The sequence below is a fragment of the Actinokineospora inagensis DSM 44258 genome, assembly GCF_000482865.1.
Lineage (GTDB): Bacteria > Actinomycetota > Actinomycetes > Mycobacteriales > Pseudonocardiaceae > Actinokineospora > Actinokineospora inagensis.
In genome coordinates, this window is record NZ_AXWW01000018.1 from 17,746 (window position 1) to 39,274 (window position 21,529).

Sequence of the window (21,529 nt, forward strand, 5' to 3'; positions counted from 1 at the left end):
GACCAGGGTGGTCCCGCGCTGTTCGAGCACGACCGGGCCGACGGTGGCCATGGTGATCGTGCCGTTGAAGCCCTGCCGGAAGACCGGGATGTTGCCGACCTTGGCGCCGGTGGCCTGGTCGAGCACCAGCAGGCCGTCCTTGTTCGGCACCAGCACCCGACCCGCGAACGCCACCCCCGGGCCCATCGTGTCCGGGATCGTCCAGATCGGGTGCAGGTCGGTCGCGTCAAGGCCGATCGTCCGCGAACCGGTGTACCAGTAGAACTCGTTCGGGCCGTTCGCGGTCAGCGGGGCGCCGCCCGGCGGGTCGGCCCGCAGGTCGTCCTGGCCGAGGTCGATGTTGAAGTTGCCCGTGCGCTGGCCCTGCTCGTTGAACACGATGAGCCGGTCCGGGTCGCGCAACGCGACCGCGACCAGACCGTTGCCCATGGCGACCACCTGGGCGCCCGTGCCGTCGAGCAACTGGGTGGTGACCTCCTCGGGCTTGTCCGAGTCGGTCGGCGAGGAGCGCAGCACGGTCAGCCGGTCGGTCGTCTCGTCCGGGCAGCGCTCGATCACGGCGATCTTGCTCGCGGTGACCGTGGTCGAGTGGTACGTGCAGCCGACCCTGGGCTGCTTGCCCGGGTTGACGATCGCGGGCACCGCGCCGAACTCGTTGGTCTTCACCAGGTCCGACCGCACGGTGAGCAACAGCTTCGAGCCGGTCGCGGTCAGGTAGTCGGCGTCGTCGTAGAGGAAGCGGGCGCCGACCTCGGCGTCCCAGTTCCGCATGTTGTCCCGGATGTACTCGCGCGAGCCGTTGCCTGCCAGCAGCGAGGTGACCTCACTGCAGCCGCCCCCCGACATCGGATCGGACGCCGGGAGGGCGCCACCACCGGTGCGGTAGACGGCGACCGCCCGCTTCCAGGCCACAGTGACCCCGCACAGGTCGAGGTCGCGGTGGTAGCTCCACCGGACGTCGCCGGTCTGCGGGTCGCGGCCGACCACGTCGCCGCCGTCGCCGGTGACGACCGTGGACGCCGACCCGTCGGTGTCGCCCGGCGCCGGGTTGAGGACCTGCGGCTGCCACACGGTCTTGTCGCTGGACACCCGCCACGCCTCGCCCAGCGACGGCGGGAACACCTCCGGCGCGGCGAGGACCTGGAACGCCTGGGTGGTCGGGTGCCACCCGGTCGCGGCGAACTCGCTGGTCCGCCACACCACGAACGGCGCGACCAGGGCGATGACCGCGATCACCGCCAGGACCAGCCAGTCCCGCCGCCGGTTGAACCCGCGCCGGGGACCGCGAACCGGCCCCACGGGGACCGGCCCGGCCAGCACGTCCTCGTCGGCCACGGCCACCTGGCCGTTGGTCGACCCGCCTGCGGGGTCCTGGTCGGCCCCGTCGTCCCTGGTCTCGCCGAGCGTCACGGGCGCTAGTCTGCCCCGCCGGGTGTGTCGCCCGCGTTGCCCCCCGGCTCGCCCGCGCCGTCGCCACCCGCGCGGCGACGCCTGCGCCGGGTCCGGGCGGGCTTGTCGGACTGCGCCGGGGCCGCCTGCTCGACCGCGGGCTCGGCGGTGACCTCGGCGCTCACCGGGGTCGCGCCGTCGGCGACTTCCTGACCACCGCGGCGGCGCCGACGCCTACGCGGCCTGCTCTCATCCGACCCGGCCTCGTCGGTCGCGGGCCGGGCGGCCGCCTCGGCCTTGGCCCGGCTCGCCCCGGAAGCGCGGACCCGACGGGTCCGGCTCGCCCCCGCGCCCGCCCCGGACCCGGACCGGCGCTTGCCGCCGAAGTCCTCCTCCGGCTCGGCGTCCAGGCCCGCCCTGGTGCGCTTGGCCATCGGCAGCCTGCCGGTCGAGCCCTCCGGGATGCCCAGGTCGGCGAACAGGTGCGCGGAGGTCGAGTAGGTCTCCACGGGCGCGGGCTTGTCCAGGCCGAGCGCGTCGCTGATCGCCTTCCAGCGCGGCTCCTCGTCCCAGTCGACCAGGGTGATCGCCACGCCGGTCTTGCCCGCGCGGCCGGTGCGGCCGATCCGGTGCACGTAGGTCTTCTCGTCCTCCGGGCACTGGTAGTTGATCACGTGCGTGACATCGGTCACATCGATGCCGCGCGCGGCGACGTCGGTGCAGACCAGCACGTCGACCTTGCCGGAGCGGAACGCGCGCAGCGCCTGCTCCCGGGCGCCCTGGCCGAGGTCGCCGTGCACCGCGCCCGCGGCGAACCCGCGCTCGGTGAGCTCGTCGGCCACCTTCTGCGCGGTCCGCTTGGTCCGGGTGAAGATCATCGTCAGGCCGCGGCCCTCCGCCTGCAGCGACCGGGCGACCACCTCGATCTTGTCCAGCGAGTGCGCCCGGTAGACGTACTGCTCGGTGCGCTCGTGCACCGCGCTGGCGTCGTTCTCCTCGGCCCGGATGTGCGTCGGGCGGGTGAGGAAGGTACGGGCCAGGGTGATGATCGGGCCGGGCATGGTGGCCGAGAACAGCATGGTCTGCCGCTGGTCGGGCACCATCCGCAGGATCCGCTCGATGTCCGGCAGGAAGCCGAGGTCGAGCATCTCGTCGGCCTCGTCGAGCACCAGGCTGCGGACCTTGCCCAGCACCAGGTGCTTCTGCTCGGCCAGGTCCAGCAGGCGACCCGGGGTGCCGACCACGATGTCCACGCCCTTGCGCAGCGCGGCCACCTGCGGCTCGTACGGGCGGCCACCGTAGATGGCGAGCACTCGCACGCCCATGTGCTTGCCCGCGTCCCGCAGGTCGGCGGTGACCTGCAGGCACAGCTCGCGGGTCGGCACGACCACGAGCGCCTGCGGGGTCCCGTCACCGGGGATGGTCAGCCGCTGCAGCAGCGGCACGCCGAACCCGAGCGTCTTGCCGGTGCCGGTGCGCGCCTGCCCGATCAGGTCCTCACCGGCAAGGGCCAGCGGCAGGGTCAACTCCTGGATGGCGAACGTCCGCTCGATGCCCGCCTGGGCCAGCGCGCGGACGATCTCCTCGCGCACGCCGAGCTCGGCGAAGGTCGGCGCACCCGGGCTGACCTGCGCACCCGCGGTCAACGGGTGCGAGGTGTCCGCGTCGGGCAGGCCCGCCTCGCTGTGCTCCAGCGTGACCGGGTCCAACTCATCGGTACCGGCGCCGGTCGCGCCGGTCGTGCTGTTGTCTTGCGTCAGGGTGATCAGCCTCTCTCGTACCAGCGCGCGCTAGCCCTGGTGGGCCCTGCCACCGCGCCCGCCGCCCGGTCGCTACCCGGGTGGGGCGCGGGAGGGCCTTGAGGTAGGCGCGCACCCGTTCACTCGGTCCCGTGGGCGGTGCTGCCCGCGGCGTTCCCCGAGGTCTTCGTGCTGCCGGGCGCCACCCGCCGGGGGGCGGTGGCTGGCCAGGCGTCCTGGGGAGTCTACCCGCGACAGCCGCCGGATACGCTCCAACCATGGAGAACGCGCGGTCGGGAGTGTCCGGGAGCGGCCTGTCGGCGGGGGTGGTGGACCTGCTCGGCGTGCTGGCCTACGGGGAGCTGTCGGCGTTCGACCGGCTGGCCGAGGACGCCCGCACGGCGCCGACGGTGTCCGGGCGCGCCGCGCTCTCGGAGATGGCGGCCGCCGAGATGGCGCACTACGCGAAGATCGAGAAGTACCTGGCGGCGCACGGGCTGCTGATCGAGGACGCGATCACCCCGTTCATCGCGCACATCGACACGTGGCACGTGTCCACCGCGCCCCGGTCGTGGCTGGAGTCGCTGGTCAAGGCGTACGTCGGCGACGGGCTGGCGGCCGACCTGTACCGGGAGATCGCGACCTGGCTGGACGAGGACACCCGGCTGCTGGTGCTGGAGGTGCTGGCCGACACGGGGCACTCGGCGTTCGCCGAGCGGGAGGTCACCGCCGCGATCGAGCGGGACCGCACCGTGCGCGACCGGCTGGCGCTGTGGGGCAGGCGGCTGCTCGGCGAGGCGCTCACCCAGGCGCAGTACGTGGTGGCCGAACGGGACGGGCTCTCCGAGCTGATCGTCGCCGGAACGGGTGACCTCGCGGGCATCGCCGCGCTGTTCCGCAGGCTGCAGCAGCAGCACGGGAGGCGAATGGGCAGGCTGGGCCTGGGCTGACGAGCCGGGTTCGCGTTCGGTGAACGCGCCCCGACGGGACCCGGGGGCGGTTGGGGACTAGCCTTGCGGTGTCTTTCCCGAATCGAGCCCGGAGGTCGGCGTGGAGGTCAAGGTCGGAGTCGCGGACACCGTGCGCGAGCTGGTGCTCACCAGCAAGCAGACTCCTGACGAGGTCGAGGCCCTGGTCGCCGACGCCCTGAAGAACCCGCAGGGCCAACTGGTGCTCACCGACGAGAAGGGCCGCCGCTACATCGTCCCCGCCGCGCGGGTGGCCTACGTGGAGATCGGCACCAGCGACGCGCACAAGGTCGGCTTCGCGCCCTGAGCCGTCCAGTACTGAGCCGTCCAGTACTCCCGGGAAGCCGTCGTCCACTGTGGACGACGGCTTCCCGGTTTCACCGGGTCAGGCCCACCAGAAGAACCAGATGACCACGCCGACGGCGATGGCGACGACCAGACCGGCCAACGCCGTCTGCGGTCCGCGGCCGCGATCGGCGAAACGCTGCGCGAGCACCGCGACCACGGCCGCGCCGAGGTGACCGAGCAGCACGCCGACGCCGGGTCCGGGCAGCCCGCGGACCCAGCCGACGATCTGCAACCCGAGCACGACGACGGCGAGCGCGCACAACCCGAGCGCGAGCGAACCGGACAGCTCGCGCCAGAAACCCGACCGCCGTGCGGGTTCGGCGTCCCCGGCGGGCGGAGTCCGGGGGATCTCGGCGGTGACGTCGTTGGCCGGGTCGTGGTCGCGGGTGCCGTGGATGGGTTCGGTGGGGGGAGCCGGGTCGGTCACGGGGACAGCATCGCCCATGGGTCAATGGCCGGTCCAGCCGCTTGCCCCTCGGCGCAGTTGCGCCGGAAATCGCACCACGAGCACTGCCTGCCCGGGTTCGGCGGGAACAGCACCTCCGGGTCACCGCCCGCCTTGTGCGTGTCGATGGCCAACTGGAACTCGTCGGCCGCCTCCTCGGCACGCGCGAGGTGCCGCGCCAGGGACTCGTCAGTGTGCTCCCAGGCCGCGACCGTCCCGGTCGGCAGGTGGTGCAGCTCCACCTTGGTGCAGGGTCGGCGCAGCGTCCGGCGCGCGGCCAGCACGTACAGCGCCAACGCCTGCGATCCGCGCGCGTCGTCCGTGGTGAGCGCGTGCCGCCCGGTCTTGTAGTCGACGATCACCAGTTCCCCACCGCGCTGGTCGATCCGGTCGACCCGCCCCTCCGCCACGATCGTCCCGACCGGCGCGGACACCCACCGCTCCAGCCCGACCGGCTCGTCCGAGACGTCGGTGTCCTTGACGTAGTCGTGCACCCAGCCCGCCGCGCGGTCCCGGAACTCCCCCGCCTGCTTGGGGCTCTCGAACCCGTCGTCCTTCCAGTGCGTGCCGACCAACCCCGCCGCCACCTCCGGCGTCCGCCGCTGCGCGGGCAGGTCGAACAACCCCTTCAACGCGTTGTGCACCACCGCCCCCAACGTGCTGTGCGCCCACGGCCCACCCCGCTGGGGCGTCGGCCGGTCGACGTAGGTCATCCGGAACCGCCGCCTGCAGTCGTTCCACACCCCCAACCGCGACGGCGTCACCTTCACCAGTTTGCGCGGCATGGCGTCGAACCCGAGCTGATCCTGCACGGGATACACGGTACGCACCCACACCGACACAAACCGAGGCCGGGCACAATCGGACCAGCACGCGGTTGACCGAGCCGGTGGCCGGGGAGTCGGCCTGCGGGGAAACCAAGGACCGCAAGGCTTGGATCTCTTGGCCGGAACTGCTCTGGTTGGCCCGGAGGTGCTCAGTTGGCCCCGGAAATGAAGCCGCGCACCGAGTTCGCCACCAACTGCACGGCGATGGCGGCGAGCAGCAGGCCCGCGATCTTGGCGAGCAACACGATGCCGCTGTCCTTGATCAGCCTGATCACCGCGCCGGAGAAGCGCAGGCACAGGTAGAGGATCAGGTGCACGCTGAGGATGGCCAGTCCCAGCGCCAGGTAGGACTCGAAGTGGCCGCCCGCGCCGCGGACGAACACGATGGTCGCGGCGATGGCGCCCGGACCGGCCAGCAGCGGTGTGCCCAGCGGGACGAGGGCGACGTTGACGTCCTCCACCGCCTCCGGTTCCGTGCTGTTCTTGCCGGTCAGCAGGTCGAGCGCGATCAGCAGGAGCAGCAGGCCGCCCGCGCCCTGCAGGGCCGGGATGCCGATGCCGAGGTACCGCAGGATCGCCTCCCCGCTGACGGCGAAGAGGCTGATGACCATCAGCGACACGAGCACCGCCTGCCGGGCGGCCCGGTTGCGGGTGGCGCGGGTCTTGCGGCCGGTGAGGCTGAGGAACACCGGGACGGTGCCCGGCGGGTCCATGATCACCACGAGGGTGATGGTGGCCTCGGCGAACAGGCCCGCGTCGAAGACCGCCATCAGGCGCCCACGAGCAGGTCCGCGCCGGTGGCCCGGTCGACGATGGCGGCGAGCATGCCGGGGTCGGTGGTCTCCGCGCCGAGCCGCACCGTCTTGTTGGTGCCGTGGTAATCACTCGATCCGGTGACGATCAGGTCGTGCTCGGCGGCGATCGCGCGGAGCCGGGCGCGGGCGTCGGGGTCGTGGTCCGGGTGGTCGATCTCCACGCCGTCCAGGCCGCCGCCGACCAGGTCCACCAAGACCTCGGCGGTGATCACCGGGCCACGCCGGTGCGCGAAGCCGTGCGCCAGCACGGTGACCCCGCCCGCGGCGCGGACCATGGCGATCGCGTCCCGGACCGGGGTCTTGCGGCTGGGCACGTAGTAGCCGTTGCGGCCGTGCAGGAGCTTGGTGAACGCCTCGGTCACCGACTCGACGACACCGGCGCGGACGAGGGCCTGGGCCAGGTGCGGTCGACCGGCGGAGGCGTCCGGCGGCAGGTCGGCCAGCAGGGCGTCCGGGTCGACCGGGTAGCCGTCGGCGGCCATCCGGCCCGCCATGGTGCGCAGCCGGGTGCGCCGCTCGGCCCTGGTGCGCGCGTACTCGTCGACCACGGCCTGAGCCTGCGGGTCGAACAGGTAGGCCAGCAAGTGGATCGTGCAGGTACCACCCCGCCCGTCCTCGGCGACGCAGGTGAGTTCCGCGCCGCGCACCAGCCGCAACCCGGGCGGCAGCGCGGCGGCGGCCTCGGCCCAGCCCGCGGTCGTGTCGTGGTCGGTGATCGCCAGCGCGCCCAGCCCGGCAGCGGCCGCCGCGGCGACCAGGTCGGCCGGGCTGTCGGTGCCGTCGGAGGCGGTGGAGTGGCAGTGGAGGTCGATCCGCACCCGCCCAGTCTTCCCGATGACGCAGGTCACCGGCCGCCTGGGCGGGTGGGGCGGTCGATCAGCCGACCGGCTTGCGGGCCTTGCGGACGCCGCGGGCCAGCCGCTGTGCCTTGATCATCGAGAACCGCTCGGCCTGCGCCTTCTTGTCGCCGAAGACCAGTTCGGAGATGGCGTCGTAGACCTGTTCCGGTCGGGGCAGGTACTCGATGTTGTTCAGCGCCTGGATCTGACCGGCGGACTCGACCACCATCGTGCCGTAGCCGAACACGCGCCCGGTCGCCGAGCGCTTGTAGGTGAGGTCGGTGACCTTGCTGATCGGCATCATGAGCACCTTGGTGGTGAACACACCGGTGGTCATCATGAACCGCTTGTCGGTGACGACGATCCGCTCCACCCACCACTCGATCACCTGGAAGGTGAACCGGAGCACCACCGCGAGCGCGACGTACCAGAGGATGTTCTGGATCAGCCAGGCCTGCGGGGGCAGCAGGTAGGAGATCATCACGCACACCGTGAGCAGGGCGACCGCCTCGAAGACCTGCCAGGCCAGACTGGCCCAGTGCCTGCGGACGCGGATCACCCGGCGCTCGGAGTCAAGCAGGTACTCGTCCGGGTCCCTGGGCGCGAACATGATCCGACGCTACGCCGTCTCAGCTCTGGAAGACAGTGCGCACGAAGGTGATCACCGCTTCGGCCCCCTCGCGGAGGCTGGTGAGGATGGAGTTCACGATCCCCGCGGACTGGACCGGCTGCGTCACCAGGAAGAAGACGAGCAAAGCGGCCCCAGTGATGATCAAGATCTTCTTGATGTCCACTGCGATCTACCCCGTTCCGTACGCACCCGTTGCCGGCGCCTGTTGAAAACCGTTGTACCGCACTGGGCGGCGGTTAGGGAGGGTAGTCGCGCGCTTGGGGCAACGCGGGCGCCCGCCCCCGGCCAATCGCTACTCTGCGTCGTCATGAGCGGGGCGGGAATTCGGAAGATCAGGTGTGTCGGCGCCGTCGTCCGTGACGCGGCGGGGCGGCTGCTGGTGGTCCGGCGCGGCCGGGAACCCGGCGCCGGGCTGTGGTCCGTCCCGGGCGGGAAGGTGGAGCCCGGCGAGTCGGACCCGGTCGCGCTGGCCAGGGAGCTGCGCGAGGAGACCGGCTTGGTGGTGGCGGTCGGTGACCACGTCGGCTCGGTCGAGCGGCCAGCGCCGGACGGGGTGTTCGAGATCCACGACTACCGGTGCGTTGTCACCGGGGGTGATCTTTCGCCGGGCGACGACGCCGATGCGGCCAGTTGGGTGGATCTTGCGACGTTCACCACATTGAATGACCGTAATGCCCTGGTCGAGGGACTTTTCGCGGCGCTGCGCGAGTGGGGTGAGCTGCCGCGATGACGGGAATCAGACGAGCCAGACCATCCGCTCGCCATGGGCCGCGGTGCGGGCGAGCGCGGCCGAGGTGGGGACCCCGTTGTCCCACCTGGTGAGCCCGAGGGTGCCGGGGGTCGACTGGCCAACTGCCGGTGCGAGGTCGTCCCGGTCCGGCAGGACGTACCGCTGGGCGCTGCCGTAGTCGTCGTCGCTGACCCACCAGAGCGGCCGGGTGCCCGCCAGGTCGGCCAGCGCGGCGACGAACTCGGCGCGCCGCGCGTCGGACAGGTACGACAGCACGTGGCTGGTGATCACGACCAGCGGCGTGCCGGTCGGGATGAGCGCGGCAGCCGCGGCGAGGTCGCCGACGGCGTCACCGCGGACGAACTGGGGCTGGCTCTTGCGCTGCAGGGCGGCTGCGGTGCTGAACAGCCGCTGCCGCTCGGGCTGATCGGCCCAGATGCACGCCTCCAGCCAGGCGGCGGCGTCCTCGTCGGCCAGGTCGACCGGGGTCTGGTCCAGACCGACCCGCTCGGCGACGGCCAGCTTCTTCGGGATGGACGGCAACGCCGCCTCCGGCCCCAACTCCAGCGCGCAGTGCAACCCGAGCGGTGTCTTCGTGGGACCGACGACGATCTGACCCGACTGCTCCGTCTGGTACCGGTAGCCGTACCGGTCGAGGTTCAACAGCAGCCCGGCGCTGCACCCGACCTCAAGCAGCCCCACCGCCGCCCCGGCCTGCTTGGCGGCCAGCGCCACGGCGGGGTAGAGCAGCGCGGCCCGGCGCACCTCGTTGGTCTGCGTGGTGTGCGTGGCGATCAACGCGCGGATCTTCTCGGCGCGGTCCACGACGAACTGGCGGAACAGCGGCCAAGTGCCCGCGTCCACCCCGTAGCTGCCGCCCATCGAGGGGTAGTAGTTCACCAGCTCGTGGAACGGCTCGGCCTGCACGGCGCGGTGCGCGGCGGCCAGCAGCAGGGTCGGCACCGCGCAGTCCGCCGGTGCGGCGGCCAGCAACCCGGCCACCTCGTCGTCCTCGCTGGCCCGGGTGGCCAGGTGCTCGTAGAGCGGTGACACCCCGGCCGCCTCGACCTCGGCGAACCGCCGCAACCGCCGCTTGATCTCCTCGATCGACACGGTCACGGTGCTCCTTCCGTCCGGCCGGGCTGTCGAGCCCGGACCTTACGCGGTGGGCTCCGGCCGTCCGGGCTGCTCGCCCCCGCGCGCCTCACCATAAGAGCGCTTGGGCACCATCACCTTCCGGCGGAAGATGCAGACAACTGTCCCGTCCTGCTTGTAGCCCCGTGTCTCGACGTGCACAACCCCCCTGTCGTCTTTCGACTTGGACGGTGTCTTGTCGAGGACCTCGGTCTCACCGTAGATGGTGTCGCCGTGGAAGGTCGGTTTGATGTGACGCAGCGACTCGACCTCCAGGTTCGCGATGGCCTTCCCGGACACGTCCGGCACCGACATCCCCAGCAGCAGCGAGTAGACGTAGTTGCCCACCACGACGTTCTTGCCGAAGTCGGTCGTCCCCGCGTAGTGCGCGTCCAGGTGCAGCGGGTGGTGGTTCATGGTGAGCAGGCAGAACAGGTGGTCGTCGTACTCGGTCACCGTCTTGCCCGGCCAGTGCTTGTACACGGCCCCCACCTCGAACTCCTCGTAGTACCTACCGAATTGCAAGGCGCCTCCACCCACAAGTGACCGACGAGTAGGACAACTGTGTACGGCCGTCCCCGGTGGGGTGCAACCCGGTGTGAGCCAGCGCACCGCAGGTGAATTCCACTCTGGTTTCCCAGCCTGACGCACAGATGCCGGGAGTGCAGGAGTACGCTGTCCTACCGGCAGGTCCGCGCGCCCGAAATCCGGCGCGGTCCGCCGTCGACTCAAGGAGGTGAGACGCCATGGGCGATCCGACAGGTCATGAAACCGCGACCGGGTCCAGTAGTCCCCGCGTCCCCTCCGGAGGCGTGCGCCGCTAGTCGCAGCGCGTCGAGGTACCGGCCGGGGCGCTCCGCCACCGGTCGGCCGTTCGGCCGTCCGGTCCGCCGTGTCGCACACCGACACGCGTCGCTGGAGGTCTGTGATGCCTGCCATCCCCTCGCTCGGCGGTCTACGCGGCCGCGGCAACCGCGCCGGGAACCGGGCCGCGCCCATCCCGCCGATCCCGGTGCCGCTGTCGGCCTACGTCGTGGACTGCGGCGTGTACGTCGACGGCATCCGGCTGCCCGGCCGGTGGACGCACATCGACGCGGTGGCCGAGGTGCGCCGCCGCGGTGAGGGCTTCGTCTGGATCGGCCTGCACGAGCCGGACGCGGAGCAGATCCAGGGCGTCGCCGAGACGTTCGGCCTGCACGAACTGGCGGTGGAGGACGCCGTCACCGCGCACCAGCGGCCCAAGCTGGAGCGCTACGACGACAACCTGTTCATGGTGCTCAAGACGGTGCGCTACGTCGAGCACGAGTCGCCGACCACGGCCAACGAGATCGTCGAGACCGGCGAGATCATGGCCTTCCTCGGCGTCGACTACGTGGTCACCGTCCGGCACGGCAAGCACTCGGCGCTGCACGAGCTGCGCAACGAGCTGGAGCGGAGCCCGGACCGGCTCAAGGCGGGCCCGGCGGCGGTGCTGCACGCCATCGCCGACCACGTGGTGGACAGCTACCTCGCGGTCACCGACGCGTTCGAGAACGACATCGACGAGATCGAGAAGGCGGTGTTCGCGCCGCGCAGCCCGGTCAGCGCCGAGCAGATGTACCTGATGAAGCGGGAGATCCTGGAGCTGCGCCGGTCGGTGATGCCGCTGGCCAACCCGCTGCGGCGGCTGGCCGAGGGCGGCTCGCCGCTGGTGCCGGACACCGTCCGGTCCTACTTCCGCGACGTCGACGACCACCTGACCACGGTGTCCGAGCGGGTCACCAGCTTCGACGAGCTGCTGACCACGCTGGTGGACGCCACCCTGGCCAAGATCTCGCTGCAGCAGAACACCGACATGCGCAAGATCACCTCGTGGGCGGCCATCCTGGCCGTGCCCACCATGGTGGTCGGCGTCTACGGCATGAACTTCGACAACATGCCGGAGCTGCGCTGGCGCTTCGGGTACCCGCTGGTGATGGTCGTGATCTTCCTGGCCTGCCTGGTGCTGTACCGGATCTTCCGCAAGAACCAGTGGCTCTAGCCCGGCCGCTGTCCTGTCCCCCCAGTCCCGCCCCTTGAGGGAGGTTCCCCCGTGACCCGGTTGTTGACCAATGTGAAGTTCTGGCTGCTCGCGGTGATCGTCACCTGGATCGCGGTGGTCACCGTGATCATCGCCGAGTCGCCGAGCCGGTAGCCGCCCGCTTTCCCCACCCCACAACCAATCCTGCCCGACCGACGATGTCGCCGCCACCGATTTAACCGGTGGCGGTGAGGTCAACCGCGCGCCGAGTAGGCCAAGCCGCGCAACAAGCCGAGCAGTTCGTCCATGCCCAGTGGGTTGACGCTCAGCCACGCGCCGCCGTCACCGTCGGCGGTGGCCAGCCGGAACCGGCCGCGTTCGGTGTCCAACCAGCGCACCTCGTGGCCGATCCGGCGCCACTGGTCCTCGGTGTCGTCGCGACCGGCGACACCGGCCTGGCCGTTGCCCAGCACGGGTTGCAGGTGCGACACCATCCGCCGGGCCACCCGGTCGTCGATGCCGTGCGCGCGCAGCAGGTCGTCGATCTCCGCCTGCGACAAGGGTTTCGGCGCACCGGGCTGACCGGGTTCGGGCATCCGGGCGAGCATCACCGCGAACGCCTCCTCCAGCGGCCGCAGCGGCAGGCTGAACGGGGCGGTCAACGGGGCCTCGGCGCGCGGGATCATCCGGGTCACCCGGCCCAGCGCCTCGTCCAACGTCGCCGCCCACAGGGTGACCGCGCCGGTCGGGTCGGCCTGGTTCTGCGTCACCACAAGGGCTTCGTCGCGGGCGGCGAGGACCGCGACGCCGACCGTGCCGTGCGGCCCGTTGACCACCACGTCGAGCACGCCGCTGCACGACCGCAGCAGGTAGACGAACTCCTCGGCCACGTCGAGCGGACCGGAGTCGTCGGCGAGACCGCGCGCGGCGAGCTCCTCGGCGGCGGCGCGGAACAGCACACCCCGCTCCACGTCGGAGAGCCCCGCCGACGGCACGTCGATCGGGAACGGCGGCCGCACCTCGGCGAAGGCGCACAACAGGTCCAGCTCGACCGGGTGCAGACCGACCCCCGGCCCTCGCGTTACGGCCACCCGGTCAGGGGTTGGTGAAGCGCTGCGCGGAGTCGCCATCGCTGTCCTGGTACGCGGCGGCGGTCTTCTCGGCACTGGCGACGAACTCCGCCATGCGCCGCAACGCCTCGTCCAACTGGTCCTTGAGGCCGGAGTCACCGGCGAGCCGCCCGGTGAACTTGTCCGCGAGCTCCTGGCCGACCGGGCTGGTGCCCAGCATCGGCTGGTACGCGGGCTGGGTCAGCTCGGCGACGTCGGCGAAGATCGCGTCCAGGTCGGCGCGGACCTCGGCGACGGCGGCGGCGAACTCGCGCACCTGCTCCGGCCGCACGTGCCAGCCCGCGCCCGCGGGCACCCGGTCGCTGCCGCCCGCGTCGGGCTCGTCGACGTACATCTGTGGTCTCCCTGCGGGTCAGGCGCCGATGACCGGCGGCGCGGCGGTCAGGTCCGCCGTGGTGAACGGGTCTTCCTCGATCGGCACGCGCCTGCGGTGCTCGCCGTCCTCCTCGCCGTCGCGAGCGTTGGCGGGCATGCCGTAACCGTTGCGGGACCGGCCTTCCGGGTCGGTGAACCCGCTGGCCCTACCGAACCGGCTGCCGCCACGCAACCCACCGCGGCCACCGCGACCGGACCCGACTTCCTCGGCGCCGAGGCCGGTGCCGCCCCGTCCAGCGCGGCCGCGGCCACCGGCACCGTTCGCGCCGCGCGCACCCGGCCCGTACTCGGAACCCAGACCCGCGCCGCCCGCGCCCGAGCCGAAGCCCCGGCCCGCGACGTCGAGCCCGCCGGGCAGGTAACCGCCCGAGCCGATGCCGATGGTGTTGGGGCCGCCGGTGTTCCCGCCGGGCAGGGAGCCACCGGGACCCATGCCGGTGAGGCCGCGCCAGTGGTTCTCCCAGCCGCTGTCGAACCCGGGCGTGAACGCCGGTGTCGTCTGCCCCATACCGGGCGTGCCGCTGAACACCGGAGCCGTGCCGGGCGGGGTCGACGGCGGCCTGCCCGGCCCACCAGGGACGTGCACGCCGGGGCCGGGGACACCTGTCCGGGGCGGCGGCGGGGAGTGCTGGTCCCCACCCGGGTCGACCCCGGTGGCGGGTGGGCTGAATCGCGGGGTGCGCCCGTCGATGCCGAGCACGGCGGTCTCGAAGCGCTGCATGGTCTGCACGGCCTTGCGCTTCATCTTCTTCTTGTTGCTGCCGAAGCCGAACGCGCTCGCGATACCGCCGATCGCCGCGCCGAACGCGGCCCCCACCGGGCCGCCGATGGCGAACCCGGCCACCGCGCCGCCACCGGCGGTCGCCAGGAACGGACTGCTCGGTGAGCCACCCGGCATGGTGCTCTGCGCCGACCGCAACGCGCCGCCCGCGTCCTGGATCGGGGTGGACATCTGCTGCGCGGTGCCGCCGAGCAGCGAGATCCACGCGGCGTTGGCGACGACCCGGCGGGACGCGTCCTCGGAGGCGGAACCCGACCAGAACGGCATCAGCTTCGACAACGAGTGCGACAGGTCGCTCGCCGCCGTCGCGACCTTCTGGCCGTGCCGGGTCCACTCGGCCGCGAGCATGTCCAACTGCGACACGTTGGCGTGGTCACCGACCATCCGCTGCAGGGCGCTGAGGGAGTAACCGTCCCAGTTGACGCCGCCGGTGACGTACGTGTCGTCCTCGGCGCGGCGCCGCTTGCGCTCCTGGTCGGCGGACTGCTTGGCGGCGGCCGCCTGCTTGGCCCGCTCGGCCAGCCTGCGCGCGACAGCATCGAAATTGTCGACACTGTCGGGGCTGTTGGGTTCCAGCACCCGCGGCCACCTCCTTCTCGTGCCTGTCAGCGCCGCAACCGTAACCGATGGGACCGACAATTCCGCCAACTTCTTGCCAACTGCTAATGCCAGAGGTCGGCTGCCAACGTCCGCAGCTCGGACCGCAGCTCCTCCCGGCCGAGCGGGTTGACGCTCATCCACTCGTCGTCGCCGTCGGCCAGCCGGAACCGGCCGCGGGCCGTGTCCAGCCAGCGCACCTCGGCGCTGCCCCGGACCCACTCGTCGGCGTACCCGCGGCGCACCGCGACCCCGGCCTGGCCGTTGCCCAGGACCGGCTGCAGGTGCGTGGTCATCCGCCGGGCGGTCGCGTCGTCGATGCCGTGCCGGCGCAGCAGCGCGTCGACCTCGTCGCCCCCGAGCCTGCGGTCCCGCTCGGTCGCCACCTGGATCTCCCGGTGCACTTGGTCCAACGCGCGCCGGGGCAGGCTGAACGGGGCCGCCATCGCCGCGTCCAACTCGGGCACCGCGCCCACCAAGTGGTCCACCGCGTCGTGCAGCGACAACGCCAGCAGGTGCACCCGCGCGCCCGGCGCGCCGATCTCCTGGCGCACCAAAAGCGCCTCGTCCCGCTGCGCGAGCACCAACGCGCCCCTTACCTGCCCGCGCCGCGCCACCATCAGGTCCAGCGCGCCCGCGCCGTCGCGCAGCAGGTGCACGAAGTCACCGGCCACCCCGCGCGGCCCACGCCCGTCCGCCAGCCCGCGCGCCGCCAACTCGGCCCGCGCCACCCCGAACGCCGCCCGCCGGTCCCCCAACGCGTTGATCCGCAACGGGAACGGCGGCGCCACCTCGGCGAAGGTGCACAGCAGCTCCACCTCGGCCGGGTGCAGCAGCGCCTGAGCCCCGCCCCGGTTCCCCGAGTCGGGCTCCAAGCCGGTGGGCAGCTCGGTCACCACTGGCCGCCCCGGTCGTGCCGCTGGATGTCCCCCCGCGCCGAGTCGTCGACGTCGCGGTAGCTGTCGCGCGCCTTCTCGGCGCTCTCGATGAACTGGTCCATCCGCCGCATCGCCTCGGACAGCAGCCCGCGCAGCCCGTTGGCCCCGTTGAGCCGGTCGTCGAACTTCTTCGCCAACTGCTGCCCGACCGGACTGGTCCCCAACTTCGGCGTGTACCCGTCCCCCTGCATCCGCTCCACCCGGGACTGCACCGCCGCCAACCCGAACCGGGCGGAGGTCACCGCCATGGCGAACCCGTGCAGCTTCTCCGGGTCGATGTCCCAAAACCCGCTCGCGTTCTTGGCGGGCTGCGCGGTCGTCTGCCCAGTGGCCACCGGCGGCTGACCGGACGAGTCAGCGGGCCGGGTCCCGTCACCGGTCTGGCCGGTCGACGTGCTCGGATCGTGCGGGTCGTACTGCTTTCCCGAGTTCCCCGAGTCCGGAGTCGACTGCTGCGGCTGGGGCTGACCCGCCTTCCCTGGATCACCCGTCGTCCCGGTCGGCGCGGGCTTCGGGTAAGGGTCACCGCCACCTTGCCCGGCACCGGTCTTCGGCCAACCATGCCCGTACCGCTGCTCATGATCACGCTGCCCCGGAACCGACGCACCCGGCGGCAGGGTGTCGGGCACCGAGTGCGCGTGCGCACGCCCCATCCCCAAATCAGGCGCGGGAAGCTGAACGGTCGCTCCCTGCTGGGCCTGCGGGGGCACGGCCCCCGACGCGCCAGGACCCGGCTGAACCGTCCCCGGCACCTGCCCCGGCATCGGACTCGGCGCCGCGGGCGTACCCGCGGTCGGGCCTGGGGCAGGCACCGACTGGACCGGGGCGGCCGCCGGCTGCACGACTCCCGCGTGCACGGCGGGCAACGGCTGCACAGCGGACAACGCGCCAGTCGGATCAGGCGTGAGCGGAGCACCGCCCGGAAGCACCCCGGCCGAAGGCGCCGATAACGGCCCCGGCACCGCGGTGCCAACCGGAACCGAACTCGGCACGGCACTCAACGGAGACGGACCAGCCACAATCGGCCCAGGCACCGCGACTTGCGCGGGCAACGAGGCAGGCACGCCCCCCGCCACCGGGACAACCGGGCCTGGCACACCAGTGGACACCGGGACCTGACCGCCACCAGGCACCACGACCGGCCCAGGCAACGGAGCGGGCGCGGCACCTGCAAACGGCGAAACCGGAACACCAAACGAACCAGGCGCATCAGCGGACACCGGGAACTGACTGCCACCAGGCATCGCGACGTGCGCGGGCAATGAGGTGGGCAACGGCGCGGGCACGGCACCCGCCGGCGGCGACACCGGGGCGCCAATCGGACCGGACGCGCCAGTGGACACCGGGAACTGACTGCCGCCGGGTACCGCGACTTGCGCGGGCAACGGAGTGGGTGCGGCACCTGCCTGCGGCGAGACCGGGACGCCGAACGGACCGGGCGCACCAGTGGGCGGCGGGATCTGGGCGCCGCCGGGGATCGCGGCCGAGGGGGCTGTCGAGCCGGGTAAGAACGGGCTCGGGGTGGGGTTCTGGGTCCCGATCGGGACGACGCCGCTGGGTGGGGTGGGCGGCGGGGTCGGGACCGGGTGCGGGGGCAGCGGGGTCGGGGTGGGGCTCGGGGGCACCGGGATGGGGCTCGGGTCGGGCGGCACCGGGATGGGATCCGGGCTGGGCTCGGTGGTGCCGCCGGTGATGGAGCCGGAGATCGACCCGGACACCAGGTCGGCCACGTGCGGGACGGCGAAGACGTCGGTCACCGACGGCTGGTCCACGGCGAAGGCGTGGGTCGCGTCGGGGGCGGGCTGCTGGTCGTACTGGCGCATCGTCGTGGTCTCCCTGGCTCAGAGCCCGATCACCGGGGGCGAGGCCTTCTGGTCGAGGGCGAACGGGTCCTCGCCCTCGAACGGGTAGCGCCTGCGGTGCTCACCGCCGCCGCTCTGGCCCGCGCCCATACCGCCGCCCATCGGCATGCCGCCCATGCCCGTGCCGCCGCCCGCGCCGGACCCGGCCGCCGCGGCGGCCGGGGTGCTCGGGACGGCGGTGCGAGCGGTGCCCCCGGTGAGCGCCTCGGTCGCCCCGACCGATCCGCCGGACTGCAGCGGGCCGCGCGAGGCGTCCGGGGTGGACGCGCCGGAGGAGCCACCGCCGTAGCCGCCACTGTAGCCACCGGCGGACCCGCCCGCCGTCGAACCGGCCGCGGCGCGGTGGCCGTCGTCGAAGCCTTGGGCGGCGGTGGTGGGGTCGCCGGTGCCCGCGGTGAGGGTGGCCCACCGCAGTTGGATGTCGGTGTTGTACGAGACCGGGGTGCCGACCGAGGTCTGCGGCGGCGTGGTGGTCGGGTCGCCCGGCTGCTCGTGCAGTTGCGGGTCGCGCTGGGCGAACCGCGGGGTGGCCTGGTCGATGCCGATCGCGGCGCCTTCGAACCGCTTCATCACGTCGACGGCCTGGGCTTTCAGCTTGGCCTGTTCCTGTTCGGCGGTGAACGCGCTCTGCGACCCGGTGGCGGCGCCGTTGACGGCGGCGGCGACCGGCCCGCCGGACGCCAGCCCCTTGTCGGCGCTGTCGACGGCGAGCGCGGGTGGCGTGGCGGGCACGACCGGCAACGCGGCCATCGCCACTTGGGCGGCCTTGAGGGCGCCGGCGGCTTCCTGGATGGGCGTACCGATCTCGTGTGCGGTCTCGCCGAGGTCGGACACCCACTGGGCGTTGAGGGCCACGTCGTGCCGGGCCTGTTCGGCGGCGCTGCCGGACCAGTAGTTCATCAGCTCGTCGAGGGCCTGGCTGAGCACGGCGGCGGCGTCGACGACCTCGCTGCCCGCGGCCCGCCAGTCGTCGGCGAGTTGTTCGAGTTGGGGCGCGCTCGCCTGGTCGTCGACCATCTTGACCAGGTCGGCCAGGGAGTACTTGTCCCAGTCCACGCCGCCGGTGACGTACCGGTCGCCGCCCTGCTGCCCAGTAACCATCGCTCGCTCCCCTCGGCGGCTACCCGGGCCACCGCCGTTGGCCCCACGCCCAAACCGCCGACGCTGACGATCGCTTCCGACGATCACGCTATCGGTTTGGACGCACGGCGGACACCAACCGTTCCGCGCTCATCACTCCTCGTTCCCACGAGCACATCGCTGCCACCGTGGGTTGCCGTTTCCGCCATCTTCGTACCAGGCAATCCCGACGGGCCCGGCACCGCCCACAGCCGCGGTGGTGGCGCGCGGGCGAACGGTTGGTTACCGATCGTTCACGTGGTCGCGGTGGGTGGCGTAGGGGTCACCCGGGTGGCGCAGTCGTGCGCGGGGGCCGGGTCGCGCGGGAAACTGGCGGTGGTCGGCGGCGATCGGGGGTTGGTCATGGTTCGGGACACGGGTTTCCCGGCGGCGGACGCGGAGAACGACTTCCTGCGAGCGCGCCGCCGCCAGGTGTTGGCCAGGTTGGGCGCGTGGCTGCGCCGCGAGCCGGACGACGTGAACATCATGCTGCCCTTCGACGAGGTGGTCGCGGTGTTGGGCCGTGCGGGTGAACGTCGGCTCGGGTCGCGGGTGGTGGCGCTGGACTCGATCGTCGGCAGCGTCGACCGGTCCCGCGAGTTCGACCGCCGGTTCCGCCCGACGTCGGCGCGGTCCCGGCACCGGTGGGAGCGCCTCGCCCGTGCTTCCCGGCGCGGCGAGTCGACCCCGCCGATCGAGGTCTACCGCGTCGGCGAACTGCACTTCGTGGTCGACGGCCACCACCGGGTGTCGGTGGCGCACGCCCTCGGCCTCGACTCGATCGACGCGGTGGTCACCGAGATCGTCACCCGCCTCCCCGCCGACGGCATCTGCTACCGGGGCGACCTGATCACGAAGGACTTCCACCGGATCTTCCTGGACCGCGTCCCGCTCGATCCCGCCCGCCGCGCCCGGGTCACCCTGTCCGACCCGTGGGCCTACGCCGAGCTCAGCGAGGCCGTGGAGGCGTGGGGCTACCGGCTCATGCAGGACTCCCGGACCTTCCTGGACCGCGCGACGGTGGCCCACCGCTGGTTCGACGAGGAGTTCGTCCCGGTGGTGGACATGGTCCACCAGGCGGGCATCAGCACCACCCGCACCGACGCCGAGTCCTACCTGTGGGTCATCGGCGAACGCTACCGACTCCTCCGCTCGCACCACTGGACCACCGAGGTGTTCACCACCCTCCGCGACCGCTAGCGGCTCGACCCGATCGGCCGTCAGGTCATGGTGACCACACCTGGATCGCGCGGACTACGAACGGGGACTCGGGGACATAGGTCCCCAGCCCCGGGTAGGTGGTGAAATCCGCTTCCGTGGCGCAGTCCGGCGACTCGTACACGGTCACGTCCCGGCGGAGCCAGTTGACGAACGACCGGGTATCGCGTCCTACTGGGACGCATTCGCCCTCGGTGACCGTACCCAGGCCGAACTTGCCCACCTCCCCCCGGAACGAGCTCCCGGCCCACAGGCACAGTTCCCCGCGTTCACACGGGACTTGCGCGGCGGAGGCGGGCAGGGCCAGGCCGAAGCAGGCGAGCAGGACGGCGATGACAATGCGGAAAGCCATGGGAAAGCACCTCGATCCCCGTGCCCGCCTCCTGGTGAGGCGGGGCGACGGGGACCAAGATGGCAGATTTCCGAAATCGGCGTGAAAAGTTGTCCACAGCCCTGAACGGGTGACTTACTTGACGTAGGTCAGGGTGCGGCCGTTGTGCGGGTCGAAGAGGTGGAGCTTGTCGGGGTCGAACCAGATCTCCAGGTCCTGGCCAAGGCGGGCCTCGGAGGCGGCGGACAACCGGGTGACCAGTTGGGATCCGGCGTCGGCCAGGTCCGCGGCGCCGGTCTCGGCGGCGAGCTCGTCGAGTTCGGCGGCCGACGCCCCTTCCACGGTGAAGTACGCGTACTTGTCGGATCCCATGGACTCCAGGACCTCCACGGGCGCGGTGAAGACCCCGCCGCGGGCGCGTTCGGTCTGGTCGAGCAGGGCGGCGTCCTCGAAGTGTTCGGGACGCAGGCCGACGATGACGTCACGCGGGGCCGACGCGGCTTCCGCCAGCGTGCGGACCCGGTCGGTGAGCGGGAACGTCCCGAGCGATGTCCGCAGGCTGCCGTCGGCCAGGGTGGCGGGCAGGAAGTTCATCGACGGTGAGCCGATGAAGCCCGCGACGAACAGGTTGGCGGGCTGGTCGTAGAGCGACTGCGGTGAGCCGATCTGCTGCACCAGGCCACCCCGCATGACGACGACGCGGTCGCCGAGGGTCATCGCCTCGGTTTGGTCGTGGGTGACGTAAACCGTGGTGGTACCGAGGCGCCGCTGCAGTTTCGCCACCGAGGTGCGCATTTGCACCCGCAGTTTGGCGTCCAGGTTGGACAGCGGTTCATCCATCAGGAACGCCTTGGGGTCCCGGACAATGGCCCGCCCCATCGCCACCCGCTGCCGCTGACCGCCGGACAGGTTTCCCGGTTTGCGGTCGAGGTGCTGGGTCAAATCGAGGACACGCGCGGCTTCCTCGACTTTCCGGGTGACCGTCGCCTTGTCGACGTGGGCCAACCGCAAGGGGAACGCCATGTTCTCGCGAACGCTCATGTGCGGGTACAGCGCGTACGACTGGAAAACCATCGCGATGTCGCGGTCTTTCGGCGCCCGCTCGTTGACCCGTTGGCCATCGATGCGGAGCTCGCCCTCGGTGATGTCCTCCAGTCCCGCGATCATGTTGAGCGTGGTGGACTTCCCGCAGCCGGACGGCCCCACCAGGATGATGAACTCCCCGTCGGCGATTGTGATGTCCATATCGGACACAGCGAGGGCGCCGTCCGGGTACCGCTTGGTCACCTTGTCCAGAACGATCTCTGCCATCGG

23 protein-coding genes are annotated in these 21,529 nt (G+C 71.9%); 5 read left to right on the forward strand and 18 right to left on the reverse strand.

Annotated features, from left to right (window positions below; genetic code table 11):
• On the reverse strand, positions 1 to 1,410 hold a 1,410-nt coding region (locus H504_RS44000; protein ID WP_211239287.1), incomplete at its 3' end, for an Rv3212 family protein.
• Positions 1,411 to 1,415: 5 nt separating this feature from the next.
• The gene (locus H504_RS0107740) at positions 1,416 to 3,098 is read right to left on the reverse strand and encodes a DEAD/DEAH box helicase (protein WP_026422310.1); all 1,683 of its coding nucleotides are present in this window, start codon (positions 3,096 to 3,098) and stop codon (positions 1,416 to 1,418) included.
• 308 nt (positions 3,099 to 3,406) lie between these two features.
• On the opposite strand from H504_RS0107740, the gene H504_RS0107745 reads away from it, so the two are divergent.
• Entirely contained in the window at positions 3,407 to 4,078 is a 672-nt protein-coding gene (locus tag H504_RS0107745) for a ferritin-like fold-containing protein (protein ID WP_035303602.1), read from the forward strand.
• A gap of 100 nt (positions 4,079 to 4,178) precedes the next feature.
• Positions 4,179 to 4,403, forward strand: coding sequence for a DUF3107 domain-containing protein (locus tag H504_RS0107750; RefSeq protein WP_026422312.1), 225 nt, complete (start codon positions 4,179 to 4,181; stop codon positions 4,401 to 4,403).
• Between the two features lie 78 nt (positions 4,404 to 4,481).
• Here H504_RS0107750 and H504_RS0107755 read toward each other — a convergent pair whose 3' ends face one another.
• The 6 genes from H504_RS0107755 to H504_RS41865 form a co-directional block, all read right to left on the reverse strand.
• Positions 4,482 to 4,871, reverse strand: coding sequence for a hypothetical protein (locus tag H504_RS0107755; RefSeq protein ID WP_245614111.1), 390 nt, complete (start codon positions 4,869 to 4,871; stop codon positions 4,482 to 4,484).
• Positions 4,868 to 5,674: a RecB family exonuclease gene (locus H504_RS0107760; protein WP_157440282.1), complete on the reverse strand. Its 807-nt coding sequence runs from the start codon at positions 5,672 to 5,674 to the stop codon at positions 4,868 to 4,870. The genes H504_RS0107755 and H504_RS0107760 overlap by 4 nt, the downstream gene beginning before the upstream one ends.
• A 191-nt stretch (positions 5,675 to 5,865) precedes the next feature.
• Positions 5,866 to 6,486, reverse strand: a complete 621-nt coding sequence (locus H504_RS0107765) for a MarC family protein (RefSeq protein ID WP_026422315.1) — start codon at positions 6,484 to 6,486, stop codon at positions 5,866 to 5,868.
• Complete coding sequence (locus H504_RS0107770; protein WP_026422316.1) at positions 6,486 to 7,349, reverse strand: PHP domain-containing protein; 864 nt, start codon at positions 7,347 to 7,349, stop codon at positions 6,486 to 6,488. Before H504_RS0107770 ends, H504_RS0107765 begins: the two co-directional genes overlap by 1 nt.
• A gap of 58 nt (positions 7,350 to 7,407) precedes the next feature.
• Positions 7,408 to 7,980 carry a PH domain-containing protein gene (locus tag H504_RS0107775; protein ID WP_026422317.1) on the reverse strand — a complete coding sequence of 191 codons (573 nt, stop codon included), beginning with the start codon at positions 7,978 to 7,980 and terminating at the stop codon, positions 7,408 to 7,410.
• Between the two features lie 19 nt (positions 7,981 to 7,999).
• Positions 8,000 to 8,164: a hypothetical protein gene (locus H504_RS41865; protein ID WP_169735350.1), complete on the reverse strand. Its 165-nt coding sequence runs from the start codon at positions 8,162 to 8,164 to the stop codon at positions 8,000 to 8,002.
• Positions 8,165 to 8,308: 144 nt separating this feature from the next.
• On the opposite strand from H504_RS41865, the gene H504_RS0107785 reads away from it, so the two are divergent.
• Positions 8,309 to 8,731, forward strand: coding sequence for an NUDIX hydrolase (locus H504_RS0107785; RefSeq protein WP_026422318.1), 423 nt, complete (start codon positions 8,309 to 8,311; stop codon positions 8,729 to 8,731).
• 6 nt (positions 8,732 to 8,737) lie between these two features.
• Here H504_RS0107785 and H504_RS0107790 read toward each other — a convergent pair whose 3' ends face one another.
• Together H504_RS0107790 and H504_RS0107795 are read right to left on the reverse strand one after the other, a co-directional pair.
• A complete protein-coding gene (locus tag H504_RS0107790; RefSeq protein WP_026422319.1) occupies positions 8,738 to 9,850 on the reverse strand; it encodes a DUF2332 domain-containing protein in 1,113 nt (370 codons plus the stop codon).
• Between the two features lie 39 nt (positions 9,851 to 9,889).
• Positions 9,890 to 10,390 carry a MaoC family dehydratase gene (locus H504_RS0107795; protein ID WP_026422320.1) on the reverse strand — a complete coding sequence of 167 codons (501 nt, stop codon included), beginning with the start codon at positions 10,388 to 10,390 and terminating at the stop codon, positions 9,890 to 9,892.
• 403 nt (positions 10,391 to 10,793) lie between these two features.
• On the opposite strand from H504_RS0107795, the gene corA reads away from it, so the two are divergent.
• Positions 10,794 to 11,885 (forward strand): magnesium/cobalt transporter CorA, encoded by a 1,092-nt coding sequence (corA, locus tag H504_RS0107800; RefSeq protein WP_026422321.1) that lies wholly within the window; start codon positions 10,794 to 10,796, stop codon positions 11,883 to 11,885.
• Positions 11,886 to 12,118: 233 nt separating this feature from the next.
• Here the strand turns inward: corA and H504_RS0107810 are convergent, their stop codons facing one another.
• The 6 genes from H504_RS0107810 to H504_RS38515 form a co-directional block, all read right to left on the reverse strand.
• Entirely contained in the window at positions 12,119 to 12,955 is an 837-nt protein-coding gene (locus H504_RS0107810; protein ID WP_026422322.1) for an ESX secretion-associated protein EspG, read from the reverse strand.
• Positions 12,956 to 12,959: 4 nt separating this feature from the next.
• Entirely contained in the window at positions 12,960 to 13,328 is a 369-nt protein-coding gene (locus tag H504_RS0107815; RefSeq protein WP_026422323.1) for a hypothetical protein, read from the reverse strand.
• A gap of 18 nt (positions 13,329 to 13,346) precedes the next feature.
• The gene (locus H504_RS0107820) at positions 13,347 to 14,729 is read right to left on the reverse strand and encodes a WXG100 family type VII secretion target (protein ID WP_026422324.1); all 1,383 of its coding nucleotides are present in this window, start codon (positions 14,727 to 14,729) and stop codon (positions 13,347 to 13,349) included.
• Between the two features lie 83 nt (positions 14,730 to 14,812).
• Positions 14,813 to 15,643 (reverse strand): ESX secretion-associated protein EspG, encoded by an 831-nt coding sequence (locus H504_RS0107825; RefSeq protein ID WP_169735351.1) that lies wholly within the window; start codon positions 15,641 to 15,643, stop codon positions 14,813 to 14,815.
• Positions 15,640 to 17,508, reverse strand: a complete 1,869-nt coding sequence (locus H504_RS41870; RefSeq protein WP_169735352.1) for a hypothetical protein — start codon at positions 17,506 to 17,508, stop codon at positions 15,640 to 15,642. The genes H504_RS0107825 and H504_RS41870 overlap by 4 nt, the downstream gene beginning before the upstream one ends.
• 18 nt (positions 17,509 to 17,526) lie before the next feature.
• Positions 17,527 to 18,648 carry a WXG100 family type VII secretion target gene (locus H504_RS38515; protein ID WP_026422327.1) on the reverse strand — a complete coding sequence of 374 codons (1,122 nt, stop codon included), beginning with the start codon at positions 18,646 to 18,648 and terminating at the stop codon, positions 17,527 to 17,529.
• 381 nt (positions 18,649 to 19,029) lie between these two features.
• Here H504_RS38515 and H504_RS0107845 point away from each other — a divergent pair, with 381 nt between their 5' ends.
• Entirely contained in the window at positions 19,030 to 19,866 is an 837-nt protein-coding gene (locus tag H504_RS0107845) for a ParB N-terminal domain-containing protein (protein WP_026422328.1), read from the forward strand.
• Between the two features lie 25 nt (positions 19,867 to 19,891).
• Here H504_RS0107845 and H504_RS0107850 read toward each other — a convergent pair whose 3' ends face one another.
• Both H504_RS0107850 and H504_RS0107855 read right to left on the reverse strand, forming a co-directional pair.
• Complete coding sequence (locus H504_RS0107850) at positions 19,892 to 20,236, reverse strand: peptidase inhibitor family I36 protein (RefSeq protein ID WP_026422329.1); 345 nt, start codon at positions 20,234 to 20,236, stop codon at positions 19,892 to 19,894.
• A 114-nt stretch (positions 20,237 to 20,350) separates the two neighbouring features.
• Positions 20,351 to 21,526 (reverse strand): ABC transporter ATP-binding protein, encoded by a 1,176-nt coding sequence (locus H504_RS0107855; protein WP_026422330.1) that lies wholly within the window; start codon positions 21,524 to 21,526, stop codon positions 20,351 to 20,353.
• Positions 21,527 to 21,529: the final 3 nt, after the last annotated feature.

Excerpts from the sequence above, each read along its gene's own strand:
- H504_RS0107845 (WP_026422328.1), top strand. The coding sequence starts at position 19,030 with ATGGTTCGGGACACGGGTTTCCCGGCGGCGGACGCGGAGAACGACTTC.
- H504_RS0107745 (WP_035303602.1), top strand. The coding sequence starts at position 3,407 with ATGGAGAACGCGCGGTCGGGAGTGTCCGGGAGCGGCCTGTCGGCGGGG.
- H504_RS0107850 (WP_026422329.1), bottom strand. The coding sequence starts at position 20,236 with ATGGCTTTCCGCATTGTCATCGCCGTCCTGCTCGCCTGCTTCGGCCTG.
- H504_RS0107855 (WP_026422330.1), bottom strand. The coding sequence starts at position 21,526 with ATGGCAGAGATCGTTCTGGACAAGGTGACCAAGCGGTACCCGGACGGC.
- H504_RS0107785 (WP_026422318.1), top strand. The coding sequence starts at position 8,309 with ATGAGCGGGGCGGGAATTCGGAAGATCAGGTGTGTCGGCGCCGTCGTC.
- H504_RS0107775 (WP_026422317.1), bottom strand. The coding sequence starts at position 7,980 with ATGTTCGCGCCCAGGGACCCGGACGAGTACCTGCTTGACTCCGAGCGC.
- H504_RS0107760 (WP_157440282.1), bottom strand. The coding sequence starts at position 5,674 with ATGCCGCGCAAACTGGTGAAGGTGACGCCGTCGCGGTTGGGGGTGTGG.
- corA (WP_026422321.1), top strand. The coding sequence starts at position 10,794 with ATGCCTGCCATCCCCTCGCTCGGCGGTCTACGCGGCCGCGGCAACCGC.
- H504_RS38515 (WP_026422327.1), bottom strand. The coding sequence starts at position 18,648 with ATGGTTACTGGGCAGCAGGGCGGCGACCGGTACGTCACCGGCGGCGTG.
- H504_RS0107815 (WP_026422323.1), bottom strand. The coding sequence starts at position 13,328 with ATGTACGTCGACGAGCCCGACGCGGGCGGCAGCGACCGGGTGCCCGCG.
- H504_RS41870 (WP_169735352.1), bottom strand. The coding sequence starts at position 17,508 with ATGCGCCAGTACGACCAGCAGCCCGCCCCCGACGCGACCCACGCCTTC.
- H504_RS0107765 (WP_026422315.1), bottom strand. The coding sequence starts at position 6,486 with ATGGCGGTCTTCGACGCGGGCCTGTTCGCCGAGGCCACCATCACCCTC.